Source organism: Cellulosimicrobium marinum, from assembly GCF_020551945.1.
GTDB lineage: Bacteria > Actinomycetota > Actinomycetes > Actinomycetales > Cellulomonadaceae > Cellulosimicrobium > Cellulosimicrobium marinum.
In genome coordinates this window covers 435,387-451,422 of record NZ_JAJBZH010000003.1, presented here as the reverse complement: position 1 = coordinate 451,422, position 16,036 = coordinate 435,387, and the positions used below count along the sequence as shown (strand labels likewise).

General features: G+C 74.2%; 15 protein-coding genes. 8 read left to right on the top strand and 7 right to left on the bottom strand.

The genetic code is table 11. The features are described 5' to 3' along the window. Positions 1-105 precede the first annotated feature (105 nt). On the bottom strand, positions 106-1,251 hold the full coding sequence (locus tag LGQ04_RS09180; RefSeq protein ID WP_229243387.1) for a glutamate--cysteine ligase: 1,146 nt from the start codon (positions 1,249-1,251) through the stop codon (positions 106-108). Then, positions 1,248-2,504, bottom strand: a complete 1,257-nt coding sequence (locus LGQ04_RS09175) for a class I SAM-dependent methyltransferase (RefSeq protein ID WP_229243386.1) — start codon at positions 2,502-2,504, stop codon at positions 1,248-1,250. The genes LGQ04_RS09180 and LGQ04_RS09175 overlap by 4 nt, the downstream gene beginning before the upstream one ends. 224 nt (positions 2,505-2,728) lie before the next feature. On the opposite strand from LGQ04_RS09175, the gene groES reads away from it, so the two are divergent. Then, positions 2,729-3,025, top strand: coding sequence for a co-chaperone GroES (gene groES, locus LGQ04_RS09170; protein ID WP_229243385.1), 297 nt, complete (start codon positions 2,729-2,731; stop codon positions 3,023-3,025). Between the two features lie 108 nt (positions 3,026-3,133). Here the strand turns inward: groES and LGQ04_RS09165 are convergent, their stop codons facing one another. Beyond that, complete coding sequence (locus LGQ04_RS09165; RefSeq protein WP_229243384.1) at positions 3,134-3,424, bottom strand: WhiB family transcriptional regulator; 291 nt, start codon at positions 3,422-3,424, stop codon at positions 3,134-3,136. 343 nt (positions 3,425-3,767) lie between these two features. On the opposite strand from LGQ04_RS09165, the gene LGQ04_RS09160 reads away from it, so the two are divergent. Both LGQ04_RS09160 and guaB read left to right on the top strand, forming a co-directional pair. Continuing rightward, positions 3,768-4,838, top strand: coding sequence for a MerR family transcriptional regulator (locus LGQ04_RS09160; RefSeq protein WP_229243383.1), 1,071 nt, complete (start codon positions 3,768-3,770; stop codon positions 4,836-4,838). Between the two features lie 50 nt (positions 4,839-4,888). Next, a complete protein-coding gene (guaB, locus tag LGQ04_RS09155; protein ID WP_308016387.1) occupies positions 4,889-6,430 on the top strand; it encodes an IMP dehydrogenase in 1,542 nt (513 codons plus the stop codon). 52 nt (positions 6,431-6,482) lie between these two features. Here the strand turns inward: guaB and LGQ04_RS09150 are convergent, their stop codons facing one another. After that, positions 6,483-8,096, bottom strand: coding sequence for a flavin monoamine oxidase family protein (locus LGQ04_RS09150; RefSeq protein WP_229243382.1), 1,614 nt, complete (start codon positions 8,094-8,096; stop codon positions 6,483-6,485). Positions 8,097-8,436: 340 nt separating this feature from the next. Between LGQ04_RS09150 and LGQ04_RS09145 the strand changes: the two genes are divergently transcribed. Then, positions 8,437-9,075: a Rid family hydrolase gene (locus tag LGQ04_RS09145; protein WP_229243381.1), complete on the top strand. Its 639-nt coding sequence runs from the start codon at positions 8,437-8,439 to the stop codon at positions 9,073-9,075. A 48-nt stretch (positions 9,076-9,123) separates the two neighbouring features. Here the strand turns inward: LGQ04_RS09145 and LGQ04_RS09140 are convergent, their stop codons facing one another. Further along, on the bottom strand, positions 9,124-9,819 hold the full coding sequence (locus LGQ04_RS09140; protein ID WP_229243380.1) for an exonuclease domain-containing protein: 696 nt from the start codon (positions 9,817-9,819) through the stop codon (positions 9,124-9,126). A 145-nt stretch (positions 9,820-9,964) separates the two neighbouring features. On the opposite strand from LGQ04_RS09140, the gene LGQ04_RS09135 reads away from it, so the two are divergent. From LGQ04_RS09135 to LGQ04_RS09120, 4 genes are read left to right on the top strand one after another with little or no spacing between them, the layout of a single operon-like run. Then, positions 9,965-11,089: a GuaB3 family IMP dehydrogenase-related protein gene (locus LGQ04_RS09135; protein ID WP_229243379.1), complete on the top strand. Its 1,125-nt coding sequence runs from the start codon at positions 9,965-9,967 to the stop codon at positions 11,087-11,089. Continuing rightward, positions 11,086-11,589: a GNAT family acetyltransferase gene (locus LGQ04_RS09130; protein WP_229243378.1), complete on the top strand. Its 504-nt coding sequence runs from the start codon at positions 11,086-11,088 to the stop codon at positions 11,587-11,589. Before LGQ04_RS09135 ends, LGQ04_RS09130 begins: the two co-directional genes overlap by 4 nt. Positions 11,590-11,599: 10 nt before the next feature. Next, positions 11,600-12,646 (top strand): GNAT family N-acetyltransferase, encoded by a 1,047-nt coding sequence (locus tag LGQ04_RS17715; RefSeq protein WP_229243377.1) that lies wholly within the window; start codon positions 11,600-11,602, stop codon positions 12,644-12,646. A 9-nt stretch (positions 12,647-12,655) separates the two neighbouring features. After that, a complete protein-coding gene (locus LGQ04_RS09120) occupies positions 12,656-14,308 on the top strand; it encodes a succinic semialdehyde dehydrogenase (RefSeq protein ID WP_229243376.1) in 1,653 nt (550 codons plus the stop codon). A 15-nt stretch (positions 14,309-14,323) separates the two neighbouring features. On the opposite strand, the gene LGQ04_RS09115 is transcribed toward LGQ04_RS09120, so the two are convergent. Then, a complete protein-coding gene (locus LGQ04_RS09115) occupies positions 14,324-14,968 on the bottom strand; it encodes a SanA/YdcF family protein (RefSeq protein WP_229243375.1) in 645 nt (214 codons plus the stop codon). 9 nt (positions 14,969-14,977) lie between these two features. After that, positions 14,978-15,940 (bottom strand): DUF4031 domain-containing protein, encoded by a 963-nt coding sequence (locus tag LGQ04_RS09110; protein WP_229243374.1) that lies wholly within the window; start codon positions 15,938-15,940, stop codon positions 14,978-14,980. Between the last annotated feature and the right edge of the window lie 96 nt (positions 15,941-16,036).

Here is a 16,036-nt window from a genome sequence, read left to right as displayed (position 1 = left end):
GTCGTGGCGGGTTTGGCGGGAGGCCGCGAGGCACGAGCGGCCGGATGGTAGACCCGCGCCCCCTCGTCCGCACCACGCGCGACCAGCACCACGGGCGAAGGCCGCTCAGAGCGGACGACCCGCCCGCATCTCCGCGACGAGCGACCGCACGACGGCGTCGAGCTCGCCCCCGTTGCGCCGCGCGACGGCCCGCTGCCGCTGGTACGACGCGCCGCGCCGCAGGATCGTGCGCACGCCGTCGAGCTCGTCGAGGCACCCGAGCCGGGCGGCGACGGGTTCGAGGTCGGTGAGGAGGCGGGCGACGGCGTCGGTCACAAGCTCCTCGTTCCCCGCACGGTCGAGGATGATGATGGCGTCCATGCCGTAGCGCGCCGACCGCCACTTGTTCTCCTGGGCGAACCAGGGTGGCAGGGTGGGCAGCTCGCGGCCGTCGTCGAGCACCGTGGAGAAGTGCTCGACGAGGCAGTGGGTGAGGGCGGCGAGCGCGAGGAGCTCGGTGAGGTTGGTGGTGCCGTCGCAGATGCGGGTCTCGAGCGTGCCGAAGCGGGGTGCCGGGCGCAGGTCCCACCGGACCTCGTCGAACGCGTCGATGACGCCGGTGTGGAGCATGTCGCCGACGTAGCCCTCGAGGTCGGCCCAGTGCTCGAACTGGAAGGGGAGCCCGGCGGTGGGGAGCTGCTGGAACATGAGGGCGCGGTTCGACGCGTAGCCGGTGTCCTTGCCGCCCCAGAAGGGCGAGCTGGCGGACAGGGACTGGAGGTGCGCGAAGCAGGTGAGCATCGCGCGCTGGATCGGCAGGACCTTGTCCCGGTCCTCGATGCCGACGTGCACGTGCACGCCGTAGATGAGCATCTGCCGCCCCCACCACTGGGTGCGGTCGATGAGGGTGTTGTAGCGCTGCTTGTCGGTCACCTTCTGCTGGGCCCAGCGTGCGAAGGGGTGCGTGCCGGCGCACATGAGCTCGACGCGCAGGGGGTCGGTGACGGCGCGGATCTCCTCGATCGACCGTTCGAGGTCGTGCCCTGCCTCGCGCACGGTGCGGCGGACGCCGCTCACGACCTCGACGGTGTTGAGGAGGAGCTCCTGCTTGATGGAGGGGTGGTCGGAGCCGTCGGCGGGGCGGACGGCGTCGAGCACGGTCCGGGCGACCTGGCGCAGGTCGCCGGAGTCGGTGTCCACGAGCGCGAGCTCCCACTCGAGGCCCACGCTGGACCGTGCGGAGCGGGCGAACGGGATCTCGACGCCGCTCACGGGGCGCTCCCGGTGCCGAGGGGTTCGACGACGAGGACGCTCTGGCGGCCCCCGACACGGGTCAGGACGATCGTCGCCTCGCGGGAGCCGTTCAGCGCGAGCTGTCTGCGCAGCTGTTCGGGGGTGACGGCGGTGCCGCGCTTCTTGATGGTGAGGCGCCCGACGTCGCGCTCGCGCAGGTAGGCGCGCAGCCGCTTGAGCCCGAACGGCAGGGTGTCGAGGACGCGGTACCCGCGCGCGAGTCCTGCCGCGAGCCCGGCGTCGCCGACGGGGGCGGGCGTGTCCGCGGTGACGTAGGCGATGGTGCGGTCCACGAGGCGCCCGCCGAGCTCGGCCGCGGCGTGCCCGACGAGGCCCGCCCGGATGACGGCGCCGTCCGGCTCGTAGAGGTACTGCCCGACGTCGCCCACGTCCGGGACGACGTCGTCCTCGCCCGGTCGGTGGGCGAGCGTGCGTGCGGAGGTGGTGGGTGCGCCGTCGGGCCCGGGGCGGGTGGTGAGGACGAGCGCCGACCGGCCGGGACCGGCGGGTGCGAGCGGGCCGAACCAGAGGGCGGCCTCGACGACGTCGCCGTCGACCGACACCCACTCGGTCTCGGCGTCGGCGGGCAGGCCGTCGTGGGAGATGCCGGGGCCGACCTTCACGCCGACGGCGGGGACGCGGTCGCGCAGCGCCCAGACGGCGTCGAGCGGCGGCGCGTAGGCGCCGGGGTCGAACACGCGGGAGCCGGACCGGGTGCGGCGTGCCGGGTCGGCGTACACGCCGTCGACCCCGTCCGCCGCGAGGTCGAGGGCGAGGCCGTCGCCGTGGCGCACCTCGGCCTCGGGGAAGTGGCGCAGGTTGACGGTGGCGATCGCGGCGGTGAGCTCGTCGACGTCGCACGCGAGGACCTGCAGCCCGCTGCCCGCGAGGGCGAGCGCGTCGGCGCCGATGCCGCACGTGAGGTCGGCGACCTTGGTCGCCCCGGCGGCGAGGTAGCGCTGCGCGTGCCGTGCGGCGACGACGAGCCGGGTGGCTTGCTCCAGGCCGGCCTGGGTGAACAGCATGCCGTCGGCGAAGGCGCCGAACTTGGCGCGCCCGGCGGAGCGCAGCCGGGACTGGGTGAGGGCGGCGGCGGCGAGGTCGGGGTCGACGCCCTTCGCGCGCAGGCCCGCGGCGAGGACGAGGGCCTGCTGCTCGTCGTAGGGCGGGAGCGCGCCGAGCAGCGTCCAGCCCTCGGGGCTGAGCAGCTTCGTCAGGGTGGCGGCGTCCATGACGTCGATCCTTCCACGGAGCCGGGGGCCGGTGCGCGACGGCGCGTCGTTGGCACTCACCTTGACCGAGTGCTAACCGCGACCTAGATTTGATCGCGCGTCACGGCCGCCCTTCCCGGGCGTCGGTGGCGCGCGAGCGCGGCTCCCGGCCGGCACCCGCGACGACGTCCGGAGACCGCTCGACCCATCCGTTGCAGTTCTCATCGCGAAAGGGGAGGTCCGACGTGTCGGTCCCCATCAAGCCGCTCGAGGACCGGATCGTCGTGAAGGCCCTCGAGGCCGAGACCACGACCGCATCCGGCCTGGTCATCCCGGACACCGCCAAGGAGAAGCCCCAGGAGGGCGAGGTCCTGGCCGTCGGTCCGGGCCGTGTCGACGACAACGGCAACCGCGTCCCGCTGGACGTGGCCGTCGGCGACAAGGTCATCTACAGCAAGTACGGCGGCACCGAGGTCAAGTACGGCGGCGAGGACTACCTCGTCCTGTCCGCGCGCGACATCCTCGCCGTGGTCGTCGGCTGACGCAGCCGGCACCGAACGCCGCAGGACCCCGCGACCGTCGGTCGCGGGGTCCTGTCGTGTATCGGGTCCGGCCGGTGGGCCGGTGCGGCAGAGGGTGTGGGTGTGGTGTCAGCCGGCGCGGCGGGCGCCGCCGGCGAGGATGGCGGCGCGCTCGTCCTCGCTGAGGCCGCCCCACACGCCGTACGGCTCGCGGACGCGCAGCGACTGCTCGCGGCACTGCATCATCACGGGGCACGACTGGCAGATCGCCTTCGCGGCCTCTGCGCGGCGTCGGCGGGTCGAGCCGCGCTCGCCCTCGGGGTGGAAGAACAACGTGTCGTCCTGGTCGCGACACGAACCCTGGTACTGCCATTCCCAGAGTTCCATCACCGGTCCGGGGAGCCTTGAGATCTCTGCCATGGCGAACAACGTACAAGCGTTGCAGAGGTTGTTCAAGTCCCTGTGGCGAAAAAGTGAAGCCGCTGGTCCACGCGGTCCGGTCGCGAGCGATCGCGCCACCCCTGCCGAGCTGCCCTGTCGAGTTCGTGACGGCCTGCCCGCGCTGTCCGGTTTGGCGCGATATGCACGACGGGCGGCTCGTTTGGGCGCATGGTGAACAAACTTCGCACAGGGGCCGACGCGATGCAGGTCACGGTGTGGTCGAGGTACGCCGGGGCAAGTGGCGAGGCTGCGGACCCGTCGGCAGAATCGATCCATGACCTCCGCGCGGTCCGCCCCCGAACCCGAGGGAGTACGACCGACCATGTCCACCGACCCCGGGCTCGCCGTCGCCGTCGTCGCACGGCGCCTCGGCGTCGCCCCTGCGACCCTGCGCACGTGGGACCGGCGCTACGGGCTCGGCCCCTCCGAGCACCAGGCCGGCGCGCACCGCCGCTACACGCAGGACGACGTGGCGCGCCTCGTGATCATGCGCCGCCTGACGCTCGACGGCGTCGCGCCCTCCGACGCGGCCCGCGCCGCGATGGACGCCGACGGCGACGAGCTCGCCGCGCACCGCGACGCCACGACCGTGGACGCCGCGCTGGCCGCGGCCGCGGACGAGGACGCCCCCGACGACGACGCCGAGGCCGCCCCGCGCGCCGCGGTGCGGCCCTTCCTGCGCGCCGTCCCGGGCGGGAATGACGCGCCGCCCGGCACACCGCGCGTCGTCGGTCAGGACCCGCGCCCCACCCGTGTCTCGGACGTCGTCGACGCCGCGATCGCCTACGACCAGCGCACGTGCGACCGCCTGCTGCGCATCGCGCCCGGCGGCGACCCGGCCGACTGGTGGTCCGACCTGGTGGAGCCGGCCCTCGAACGGCTCGCCGAGCGCACGGTCCTCGCGGGACCGGGCGAGGTGCCCGAGATCGTCCTCGCCAACGCGACGCTCGCCGCGCTGCGCGAGCACACCCAGGAGCGCGAGGACGCGATCGTCGCCGCGGGCGGCCCGCCCCGGAACCACCCCAGCCGCATGCGGCGCATCGTGCTCGTCTTCGCCGCGCCCGACGAGCCGCTCCCGCTCGCCGCCCACGCCCTCGCCGCGTCGCTCGGGGCGCACGGTGCCATGGCGCGGATCGTCACGGGGCCCGCGAACGTCCACCGCACGCTCGAGCTCGTCACGATGGTCCGTCCGTCCGCCGTCGCCATGGTGACCACGCAGGCGCGTCCGGACCTCGAGATCATCCACGCGACGCTCGACGCCAACTCGACGCTGCCCGTGTTCGTGGGGCTGCCGAGCGACGACGCCGCCGCGGAGCTCCCCCTCGCGCCGACCGTGCACCGGGTGCGCAGCTTCACCGGTCTCCTGCACGAGCTCCTGGCCGTCGTGCGCTGAGCCGTCGGGTCCTGCGCCCGGCGTAGAATCGCCGGGTGACCGCCTCGCCCGTGCCCCCCGGTTCCTCGACCCCCTCGACGCCCGCCGCACCGCCCGAGCGCGACCCGTTCGGGTTCGTCGGCCTCACCTACGACGACGTCCTCCTGCAGCCCGGGTTCTCCGACCTCGCGCCCTCGGACATCGACACCACGACGCGTCTCACGCGCGAGATCTCGCTGCGGGTGCCGCTGGTCTCCGCCGCGATGGACACGGTCACCGAGTCGCGCATGGCGATCGCGATGGCCCGCCAGGGCGGCATCGGGGTGCTGCACCGCAACCTGTCCATCGAGGACCAGGCGTACCAGGTGGACCTCGTCAAGCGGACGCAGACCGGGATCATCTCGAACCCGGTCACGATCGGCCCCGACGCGACCCTCGAGGAGCTCGACCAGCGTGCGGGCGAGTACCGCATCTCCGGGTTCCCCGTCGTGGACGGCGACCAGCGCCTCATCGGGATCGTCACCAACCGCGACCTGCGCTTCACGCCCGTCGCCGAGTGGGCCACCACGAAGGTCGACGAGGTCATGACCCCCGCCCCGCTCATCACCGGCGGCGCCGGCATCTCGCGCGAGGACGCGACCGCGCTGCTGCGGCGCCACAAGCTCGAGCGCCTCCCGCTCGTCGACGCCGACGGCCGCCTCGCCGGGCTCATCACCGTCAAGGACTTCGTGAAGTCCGAGCAGTTCCCCCAGGCGTCGAAGGACGGCCAGGGCCGCCTCCTCGTCGGTGCCGCCATCGGCTACTTCGGCGACGCGTGGCAGCGCGCCACCACCCTCATCGACGCCGGCGTCGACGTGCTCGTCGCCGACACCGCGCACGGCAACGTCCGCATGCTCATCGACATGGTGCGCCGTCTCAAGACCGATCCCGCGACGCGTGACGTCCAGGTCATCGGCGGCAACGTCGCGACCCGCGAGGGCGCGCAGGCGTTCGTCGACGCGGGGGCCGACGCGATCAAGGTCGGCGTCGGACCCGGCTCCATCTGCACCACCCGCATCGTCACGGGCGTCGGCGTCCCGCAGGTCACCGCCGTCTACGAGGCGTCCCTGGCCGCGCGGCCGGCGGGCGTGCCGGTCATCGCGGACGGCGGCATGCGGCACTCGGGCGAGATCGGCAAGGCGATCGTCGCGGGCGCGGAGAGCGTCATGCTCGGCTCGATGCTCGCCGGCACGGAGGAGTCGCCCGGCGACACCATTCTCGTCAACGGCAAGCAGTACAAGGCCTACCGCGGCATGGGCTCGATGGGCGCCATGTCGTCGCGCGGCAAGAAGTCCTACTCCAAGGACCGCTACTTCCAGGCCGAGGTGACGAGCGATGACATGATCGTCCCCGAGGGCATCGAGGGCCAGGTGCCCTACAAGGGGACGCTCGGCACCGTCGCGCACCAGCTCGTCGGCGGCCTGCACCAGACCATGTTCTACGTCGGCGCCCGGACCGTCCCGGAGCTGCAGGACAAGGGCCGGTTCATCCGCATCACGTCGGCGTCGCTCAAGGAGAGCCACCCGCACGACGTCCAGATGACGGTCGAGGCGCCGAACTACACCGGGTTCTGACCCACGGGGCGGTCGGCGGGCCCGCGGTGGCGGGCCCGCCGACCGGCCGGGCTCAGGACGTCATGACGCGGGTGTGCAGCGCCTGGACGGCGTACCTGGCCGCCCAGAACGCCCCGTGCTGCCACGCGGAGATCTCCGACATCCAGTCCCCGGCGAAGTAGACGTTGCCGGCCCCGGTCTGGAGCTGCTTGAAGCGCGAGGACTGGGTGTTGGGGAACGCCCAGGCGCCCTCGATGTACGGGACCTTGTGCCACGCGATGGAGAACGAGCTCTCGAGCTCGGTCCGGTACTTCTCGCCGTGGATCTTCACGCCCTGCTCGACGGCGCGCAGCTCGCGCTGCTTGGGAGCCATGTCCCCGTACGTGCGGGCGTTGGTCCCCGTGTTGTAGTAGCCCACGACGAGGCCCTTGCGCTCGCCGTACCCGTAGGACGGGTACCAGACGTGCGCGAGGTCCATGTCCGTCTCGGTGATGCCACCGAAGATCCGGTGGTCGTCCTCCCAGAACCGGGTCTTGTACTGGAGACCGATCTTCCCCGCCGGTGACCCCACGGCGAACTCGCCGAGCGCCGCGTCGATGTCGGACCCCCAGTTGGTCTCCCACCGCCGCATCAGGCCCGCAGGCGCCGTGACGATCGCGAAGTCGGCGTCGAGCTGACGCACCTTGCCGTTGTGCGCGGTGTAGGTGACCTTGACACCCCCGGGCGTGCTCTCCACGGCCGTGACCGGCGAGCTGAGCTGGACGTTCTGCTTGCCGATCGCGCGCACGAAGTAGTCGTAGGTCGTGTCCATGCCACCCTTCGGCTGGAACATGAGCATCGACTGCTCCCAGTTGATCTCGAACGGGAAGTACATGCCCACCCGGGAGGCCAGCACCTCCGAGACGCTCGCCGGTCCCGGCAGGGGCGTCCCGTGCGCGTTCCACGCCGAGGGGTAGACCTCGAACCCGCGGTTGTTGCCGCCCTTGTAGGTGCCGTCGGACTGCAGGGATCCCCAGCTGCGGAGGAAGGCACGCAGGTTCTCCTTGTCGGCGGCGGTGAGCTGCTGGTCGAGCGCGCCCTGGTTGGTCGCGTAGTTCAGCAGCTCGGACGTGTACCCGAAGACGTCGGCCTTGGCGGTCCGGTACCGGACGGGGTTGCCCGGCGTGGCGCCGGTGCGCTCGTTGTAGAGGTAGGCGTCGGCGTTGGCGTTGGTGAAGACCTCGTAGGGCACGCCCAGCTCGCGCAGGTAGTCCATCGTGACCATCCACTGGGCGATGCGCCCGGCGCCGGCGTTCATGTAGATGTTGCGGTCGAAGCGCGCGGTCTGCGTCACGCCGTTGATGTCGGTCTCGGAGTCTCCGCCCCTGATGGTGAGCGTACGTCCGCCCACCCGGTGCCGCGCCTCGAGGACGGTGACCTTGTACCCGGCCTTCTGCAGCTCGTACGCGGACGCCAGCCCCGCGGGGCCGGCGCCGACGACCACGACACGCTTCGCCGAGCGCCCCGTCAGGGTGAAGTCGCTCTTGGTCGGGGCTATCCAGGACTCGTTCCGCGGCTGCGCGGCGGCCGTCGGGGCGAGTCCGACGGCTCCCATCGTGGCGAACATGACGCCGGCGCCGGAGGTGGCGCCCACCGCCTGGAGGAAGCTGCGCCGGGAGACGCCGGTCGTGCTCTCGTCTGTGACCATGTGTCGGACCCTTCGTCGTGAAAGGCCTGACGGGCGGCCGTCCCGGTCCTTCGACGCCGGCGCCGCCGTCAGCACCGCCACCGACGCTAAGGACGATCGGTCGCAGCCACGGGTCCGCGACGTTTCAGCGCTGTCACGGCTTGTCGGTTGTCGTAAACGTCATGTTTCCGTGCATCCCGCCGGGACCGGACGACCCTCGTGAACCTCGTCTCTCGCCGATACACCCCCTTCACACCGGCGAAACGACCCGTCGTTAGCGTCGCCGCTGCGGGCCGGCTACCACGGTCGGGCCACCCGTCCCGGCGCCACGAGGCGCCCGAGCATCTCGCCAGGAGGCGTCATGAAGAACCGCACGAAGGTCGCCGTCGCCGTCGTCCTCACCGCTGCCGTCGCGGTTCCGGGGACGGCCGTCGCGGCCGGCCGCCTGTTCGAACCAAAGCCCACCGAGTCGTACTCCTTCGTCACCGGCAGCACGCCCTCGATCGCGGACGGCGTCGCGTTCGGCAAGAACGTGGGCTGGTACAAGTCGTCCGGCCTGGGGCCCGCGGCGCTCAACTCGGGGCCGGGGGTCAGCGCGGAGCAGCGCTACATCCCGACCGACGTGTTCCCGGGCGGGGTCCTCCCGGCAGGCGTGACCCTCACCGAGGCACAGGGCATCAACGTGCTCATGCGGATCGGGGAGAACCTGGAGAGGGCAGGGCTCTCGTACGACGACGTCGTGTCGATGCGGGTGTTCCTCCAGAACCCGGCGGGCGAGGAGAAGATGGACTTCGCCGGGTGGAACCGCGCGTACCGGCAGTTCTTCGCGAACACGAACCTCACGACCGGCGCCACCCTGGACGTCCAGCTCGGCTCGACGACGACCGCACCGATGGTCGTGAACCCGGCGCGGCCGTCGCGGTTCGCCCTCGAGATCGAGAACCTTCCGGTGAACGGCTGGCTCGTGGAGGTCGAGGTGGACGCCGTCTACCCGAAGTGAGCCTCGCGGTCGCCGACGGGTGCGGTCTCCCGGCCGAGAGGGTCGCGGTCAGACCGGCCACCGCCCGTCGGCGCCCGCGCCGACGTACGGCTGCTCGCGGGGTCGCTCGGCGAGCTCGTCGACCCAGCGCCGGTGCGAGCCCACCTGGTGGTCGTGCAGCGCGTCGGCGCTCGCGGCGGCGAGGTCGGGGTGGGCCCGGACGAGGCCGTCCAGGAGGTCGAGCGTCGTGCGGGCGTCGACCTCGGCCGTGTGCAGCCCCGCGGGCACGGGGACGCCGTAGTGCACGCACAGGTCGGCGAGGCGGCGCTTGCCCTCGCGCGACCCGTCGGCGGCGCGGTCGAGGACGAGCGGGTCGAGCACCGGGCGCACGGGTCGGCCGAGGCGTTCGTGCAGGGTGGGCAGGCCGTGGCGGGCCAGCTCGACCTCGAGCAGCATGAGGTCGAACGCCGCGTTGTACGCCACCAGCGGGGTGCCGGCACGCTGGTGCGCGACGAGCAGGCCGGCGACCTCGTCCAGGGCGACCCGGGGCGCCGTGCCGTGCGCGGCGGCGTGCGCGGTCGAGATGCCGTGGATCGCGGCGGCCTCCGGCGGGATGCCCACGCCCGGGTCGAGGAGCCAGGTGCGCGTCGTCGTGCCCCGGTGGCCGCGGACCACGACGGCGGCCGTGACGACGCGGTCGACGTCGACGTCGAGCCCCGTGGTCTCCGTGTCGAACGCCACGAGCGGGCCCGCCGTCCAGGTCATCGTCGCTCCTCCGTGCTGCCGTCGTGCCGGGCCGGCGCTGCCGTCGCGCCTGGGCGTCACCCTCCCAGCGGCCACCCACACCCGGGCGCCGCGGCGTGCCCGGACGGGCCGACGCGCTGCCCCGGCCCGCCGGTAGGCTGGACCGGTGAGCAACGAGATCGAGATCGGACGTGGCAAGCGCGGTCGGCGCGCGTTCTCCTTCGACGACGTCGCGGTCGTCCCGTCGCGGCGCACGCGGGACCCGGAGGAGGTCTCGGTCTCCTGGCAGATCGACGCCTACCACTTCGACCTGCCGATCGTCGCGGCCCCGATGGACTCCGTGATGAGCCCCGCCACGGCGGTCGCGCTCGGCAACCACGGCGGCCTCGGCGTCCTCGACCTCGAGGGCCTGTGGACGCGGTACGAGTCGCCCGAGCCGCTGCTCGCGGAGATCGCGACGCTCGACCCGGCCGCGGCGACGCGCCGCATGCAGGAGATCTACGCCGAGCCGATCAAGCCCGAGCTCATCACCCAGCGTCTCAAGGAGATCCGCGCGGCGGGCGTGACGGTCGCCGGCGCGCTGTCGCCGCAGCGCACCCAGGAGCACTACCAGAGCGTCGTCGACGCCGGGGTCGACCTCTTCGTCATCCGCGGCACGACCGTCTCCGCCGAGCACGTCTCCGGCGTCGCGGAGCCGCTCAACCTCAAGCGGTTCATCTACGAGCTCGACGTCCCCGTGGTCGTCGGGGGCGCGTCGACGTACACCGCCGCGCTGCACCTCATGCGCACGGGCGCGGCGGGCGTGCTCGTCGGCTTCGGCGGGGGAGCGGCGCACACGACGCGCGTCTCCCTCGGCATCCACGCGCCGATGGCGAGCGCGGTGGCCGACGTCGCGGCGGCCCGTCGCGACTACCTCGACGAGTCGGGCGGCCGGTACGTCCACGTCATCGCCGACGGCGGTGTCGGCCGCTCGGGCGACCTCGTCAAGGCGGTCGCGTGCGGTGCCGACGCGGTGATGATCGGTGCGGCGCTCGCGCGCGCCGAGGAGGCGCCCGGCCAGGGCTGGCACTGGGGTCCCGAGGCGCACCACCCGCAGCTCCCGCGCGGCGAGCGCGTGCACGTCGGCACCGCGGGCACGCTGGAGGAGGTCCTCTTCGGGCCGGGCCGCCAGGCCGACGGCACGCTCAACATCGTGGGCGCACTGCGTCGCGCCATGGCGACCACGGGCTACTCGGACCTCAAGGAGTTCCAGCGGGTCGAGGTCGTCGTCTCGCCCTACCAGCCGCGATGACGGCGTCGGCCGCGCGGCCCGCACCTCTGGAGATCGCGGACGTCGCGGACGGCGACGTCGAGGCGGTCGTCGCCCTGTGGCGCGCGTGCGGGCTGACACGGCCGTGGAACGACCCGTACCGCGACGTCGCGGACGCACGCCTGGGGGAGACGTCGACCGTCCTCGTCGGCCGGGTCGCGGCGTCGGACCCCGGCGTGCCCGACGCCGCCCCCGCGCCCGACGGCGCACCTCGCCCCGGCGAGGTGGTGGCGTCGGTGATGGTCGGCGTCGACGGGCACCGCGGCTGGCTGTACTACCTCGCGGTGGACCCGCGCGTGCAGGGCAGCGGTCACGGTCGCGCGATGGTCGTCGCGGCGGAGGCGTGGCTCGCGGCCGCGGGGGCGCGCGCCGTCCGCCTCATGGTCCGCACCACGAACGACGCGGTCCAGGGCTTCTACCGCACCCTCGGCTACAGCGACCAGGAGTGCACGGTCCTCGGGCGCCGGCTCGACGACGCGTGAGCACGACGCCGTGACCGGGCCCGGCGTGGCGCCGTCGCCCGAGGAGGTGGCGGCGGTGGAGGCGGGCCACCGCGCGCGGGTCCGCGACGCGGACCCGGTGGCCGTGGTCCCCGACCTGCTCGGCCCGGGGGCGGGGACGGGCGGGCTGCTCGTCGCCCGGCTCGCCGACGGCTCGTGCGCCGTCGGCGAGGCGTCGTCCACGGACGTGAGCGCCACGTCGCCCCTCGCCGCGTCGCGGGCCCTGCGCGAGCACCGGCTGCGGGCGCGCGCGTCGGGGCCGGACGTCGCCGGGGCCCTGCGAGCCCTGCTCGGGACGTGGTCCGCGCAGGTCGCGACCCAGGGCACCGGCGCGGGCGGGCCGACGGGGGAGCCGGACGAGGCGCTCAGCGTGACGTGGCCCAGCCGCGACGTCGAGGCCGTCCCCGCGCTCCTCGCGGCCGGACTGCGCCCGACCGTCCACCTCGCCCTCCGGCGCGGCGCACCCGGGGGCACCGTGCCGCGCGTCGCCCCCGAGGTGGTGGTCCGCGACGCGACGGCGGCCGACGTCGAGGCGATCGTCGAGCACCAGGTCGCCGAGCTCGCCTACGACGCGCTCGTCGGGGCCGCGCGCTCGCGCCCGGCCGCCCGGAAGGCCGTCGCGCCTCAGGTCGCCGCCGCCGTCGCCCGTCCGGGGTCCGTCGTGCTCGTCGCGGCGGGGCCGGACGGCCAGGTGCAGGGGGTCGTGGCGGTCGAACCGCCCGACCGGTCCGGCTGGGTGGCCGGGACCGTGACGACCACGCCCGTCGCGTACCTCGTGCTCCTGCACGTGCGGCGGACCGCACGCGGCGCGGGCACGGGCGGCGCACTGCTCGACGCCGCGCTCGCACGCCTGCACGCCGCCCACGGACCCGCCACCGCCGTGCTGCTGCACCACGGGGTGCTCAACCCGCTGTCCGCGCCGTTCTGGGCACGCCACGGGTTCCGGCCGGTCCTCACCACCTGGGAGGCCGACCGGGACGACGACCGGGAGGCGGACCCGGCGACGACGCGGGAGCGTCGTGTCAGCACGACGACGTAGCCTGTCACCATGACGAGCTCCTCGGGCGGCGCCTCGAACCCCGTGCCCGGTCCCCACGACGACGCCGTGCTCGACGGCCTCCTCGACCCCGAGAACCCCGCCGCGACGTACGTGCTGGAGCCCGACGTCGTCGCCCCCCTCGTCGGCCGCCTCGTGACGAGCGCGGCGTCCGGCACGCACCGGTCCGTCCTGCCGTTCACGGGCGCGCCCCTCGCCTCGTTCCCCACGTCGTCGCCGGACGACGTCGCGCACGCCGTCGAGCGGTCGCGCGCGGCCCAGCGCGCCTGGTCCCGCGTCCCGGTCACCGAGCGGGCCCGAGTCCTGCAGCGCTTCGGCGCGCTCGTCCTCGCCGAGCAGTCCGACGGGCTGGACCTCGTGCAGATGGAGTCGGGCAAGTCGCGCCGCAGCGCCTTCGAGGAGGCGGCCGACCTCGCGATCCTCACCCGCCACTACGGCGTGCGCGGGCCCCGCTACCTCGCGGACCGTCGCGTGCCGGGCATGCTCCCGCTGCTCACCGGCACCCGGGTGCACCGCCGCCCGGTCGGGGTCGTCGGCGTGATCGCCCCGTGGAACTACCCGCTCTCGCTCGCCTTCGCCGAAGCAGTCCCCGCCCTGCTCGCCGGCAACGGCGTCGTGCTCAAGCCCGACCCGCAGACCACGCTCACCGCGCTCTGGGGAGCCGAGCTGCTCGAGCGCGCCGGGCTGCCCTCCGACCTCTTCCTCGTCGTCGCCGGCGGCGGGGACATCGGTGCGGCGCTCACGGACCACGTCGACCACATCGCGTTCACGGGCTCGACCGCCACCGGCCGGAAGGTCGCCGCCCGCGCCGGCGAACGGCTCATCGGCGCGACGCTCGAGCTCGGCGGCAAGAACCCCCTGTATGTCGCGGCCGACGCCGACGTGCGCGTCGCCGCGAAGGCCGCCGTCCGAGCCTGTTTCGGCAGCTCCGGGCAGCTCTGCGTCTCCATCGAGCGCCTCGTGCTGCACGAGTCGGTGGCCGACGCGTTCCTCGACGAGTTCGTCCCCCTCGTGCGCGGCATGCGCCTCGGCGCCGGCCTCGACTACTCCGCCGACATGGGTTCCCTCACCTCCCAGGCCCAGCTCGACCGCGTCGTCGCCCACGTCGACGACGCGCTGTCCCACGGAGCACGCGTCCTCGCCGGCGGCGTGCACCGCGCCGACATCGGCCCCCTGTTCTACGCCCCCACGGTGCTCGACGACGTCCCCCACGACGCGCTGTGCGCGCGCGAGGAGACCTTCGGCCCCGTCGTGTCCGTCGTGCGCGTCGCGAGCGACGACGACGCCGTGCGCGTCATGAACGACACCGAGTACGGCCTCAACGCGAGCGTGTGGACCCGCGACGTCGCCCGGGGTCGTCGCATCGCCGCGCGCGTCGAGGCGGGAACCGTCAACGTCAACGACGGGTACTCCGCCGCCTACGGGTCGGTCGGCGCGCCCATGGGGGGCTTCAAGGCGTCCGGCCTCGGCCGGCGCCACGGCCGCGAAGGGATCGAGGCGCTCACCGAGGTCCAGACGATCGCCGTGCAGCGGGGCGCCCACCAGGGCCTCGGCCTCGACCGGCTCTACGAGCTCGGCGGCGACCTCCCCAGCACGGTCCTCACCGCCGCCCTCGACGTCATGCGGCGCCTGCGCCTGCCCTGACGAGAGCCGGTCCGCTCAGCGCACGACCGCGTCGACCAGGGCCTTGACCGCCGCCGGGACCTCACGGAACCGGTACAGCACCGCCTTCGCCGGCTCCACGCTCGCCGCGCTCACCCCCACCCCGGTGGCGTCCAGCCCCGCGACACGGCACGAGAACAGGGCCCGCGGCAGGTGGTAGTCCTGCGTGACCACCACCGCCGTCCCCACCCCGAACTCCGTCACCGCACGCGTGCACGTCGCATGCGTGTCGAACCCCTCCCGGTCGAGGAGGATCGCGGCGTCGGGCACCCCCCGGTCGAGGAGCCACGCCCGCATCGCCCCCGGCTCGTCGTAGTCGTCGTGCGCGTCCCCGCTGACCAGCACCACCGGCGCCACCCCGCGTGCGTGCAGGTCCGCCGCCGCGTCCAGCCGCCGACGCAGGTACGTCGACGGCGTGCCGTCCGGCCGCAGCCCCGCCCCCAGCACCACCACGGCGTCGCTCGGCGGCGCGTCCGCGGGCGACGTCACGTGTGCCCGACCCACCCCCTGCACCACGAGGAACGGGGCGAGCGCCACCACCGCGAGCCCGGCGGCGCCGAGCACCACGGTCCTCCGGCGCGGACGGGTGCGCGCCCCACGGACACGATCGGGTCGGGACGCAGGAACGGGCGGCTCGGTCACGGTGCGACCCTAGCGGCGCGCGCCACTACCGCCCGCCGCGTCCGCGGCCAGCGCCGCGAGCTCGCCCTCCACGTTCGCCCGGGCGGTCACCTCCCACCGCTCCGCCGCCGACGGCGACCGGAACAGCGGACCCGCGCCCAGCAGCCCGCTCAGGACCGCGGCCCGCCCCGCCCGGAACGCGTCGTCCGGGACATGGGCGTACTCCGCGCGCACCTGGCGCACGTACCGCGCGTACCGGTCCGGCGCCGCCGCGAGGATCGCGAGGTCCGCGTCGCACACCAGCGCGCCCGCGACGTCGCCCGGGGCCGGGTCGTGCCGCGTCGTGAGAAGGACCAGCCGCGCCACCTCCGCCACCGGACCCGGCGGGAGGTACGGCGCCAGCGCCGTCGTCGCCAGAGCGGCCGACCGCTCCTCGTCCCCGCCCGCCACACCCTCGTGCACGGCGTCGTGGAACCACACCGCGAGCTGCGTCACCGACGGACCCACCACCCCCGACGGACCCGCCGCCCGGGCCGGCCGCGCGGCGTCGGGCACACCACCCGGCCGCCCCTCCAGGAGCGCCAACGAGTCCAGCGCGTGCACCAGGTGCTCCGGGCCGTGATACACCCGGTGCGGCTCGTGCCACCGCCGCACGAGATCCCTCCCCACCGCGCCCGCACCCGGCAGCAGCACGTCCCACCGCGCCAGCAACGCCCCGGCCTTCGCCGCACGGCGAGCGTGCCCCGGCACCCGCAGCCCCGACGCACCCAGCCGACGCGCCAGCTCACGCCCGTCCACCGGCACCGCCCCCGCAGCGACCGCGGCGTCGTACCGCTCCGCCGCGACGTCGTAGTGGTCGAGGTCGAACGCCCGGCGGCTCAGCCCGATCACCTCGGCGAGGGCGTGCAGCTCCACGAGCGACGTGTCGGACACCAGATGGCTGAAGAGCGTCCCGTGCGCGGGCCACGCGGGCGGGTCGACGTAGACGGTCACGCCCCCGAGCATGCCACCGTGCGGGGTTCTGGGGTTCTGGGGTTCTGGGGTTCTTGGGGTCTGGGGTGCCGGGGTGGGGGGGGGGGGGGGGGGGGG

Excerpts from the sequence above, each read along its gene's own strand:
- LGQ04_RS09160 (WP_229243383.1), top strand. The coding sequence starts at position 3,768 with ATGTCCACCGACCCCGGGCTCGCCGTCGCCGTCGTCGCACGGCGCCTC.
- LGQ04_RS09165 (WP_229243384.1), bottom strand. The coding sequence starts at position 3,424 with ATGGCAGAGATCTCAAGGCTCCCCGGACCGGTGATGGAACTCTGGGAA.
- LGQ04_RS09150 (WP_229243382.1), bottom strand. The coding sequence starts at position 8,096 with ATGGTCACAGACGAGAGCACGACCGGCGTCTCCCGGCGCAGCTTCCTC.
- LGQ04_RS09175 (WP_229243386.1), bottom strand. The coding sequence starts at position 2,504 with ATGGACGCCGCCACCCTGACGAAGCTGCTCAGCCCCGAGGGCTGGACG.
- LGQ04_RS09130 (WP_229243378.1), top strand. The coding sequence starts at position 11,086 with ATGACGGCGTCGGCCGCGCGGCCCGCACCTCTGGAGATCGCGGACGTC.
- LGQ04_RS09140 (WP_229243380.1), bottom strand. The coding sequence starts at position 9,819 with ATGACCTGGACGGCGGGCCCGCTCGTGGCGTTCGACACGGAGACCACG.
- LGQ04_RS09145 (WP_229243381.1), top strand. The coding sequence starts at position 8,437 with ATGAAGAACCGCACGAAGGTCGCCGTCGCCGTCGTCCTCACCGCTGCC.
- LGQ04_RS09120 (WP_229243376.1), top strand. The coding sequence starts at position 12,656 with ATGACGAGCTCCTCGGGCGGCGCCTCGAACCCCGTGCCCGGTCCCCAC.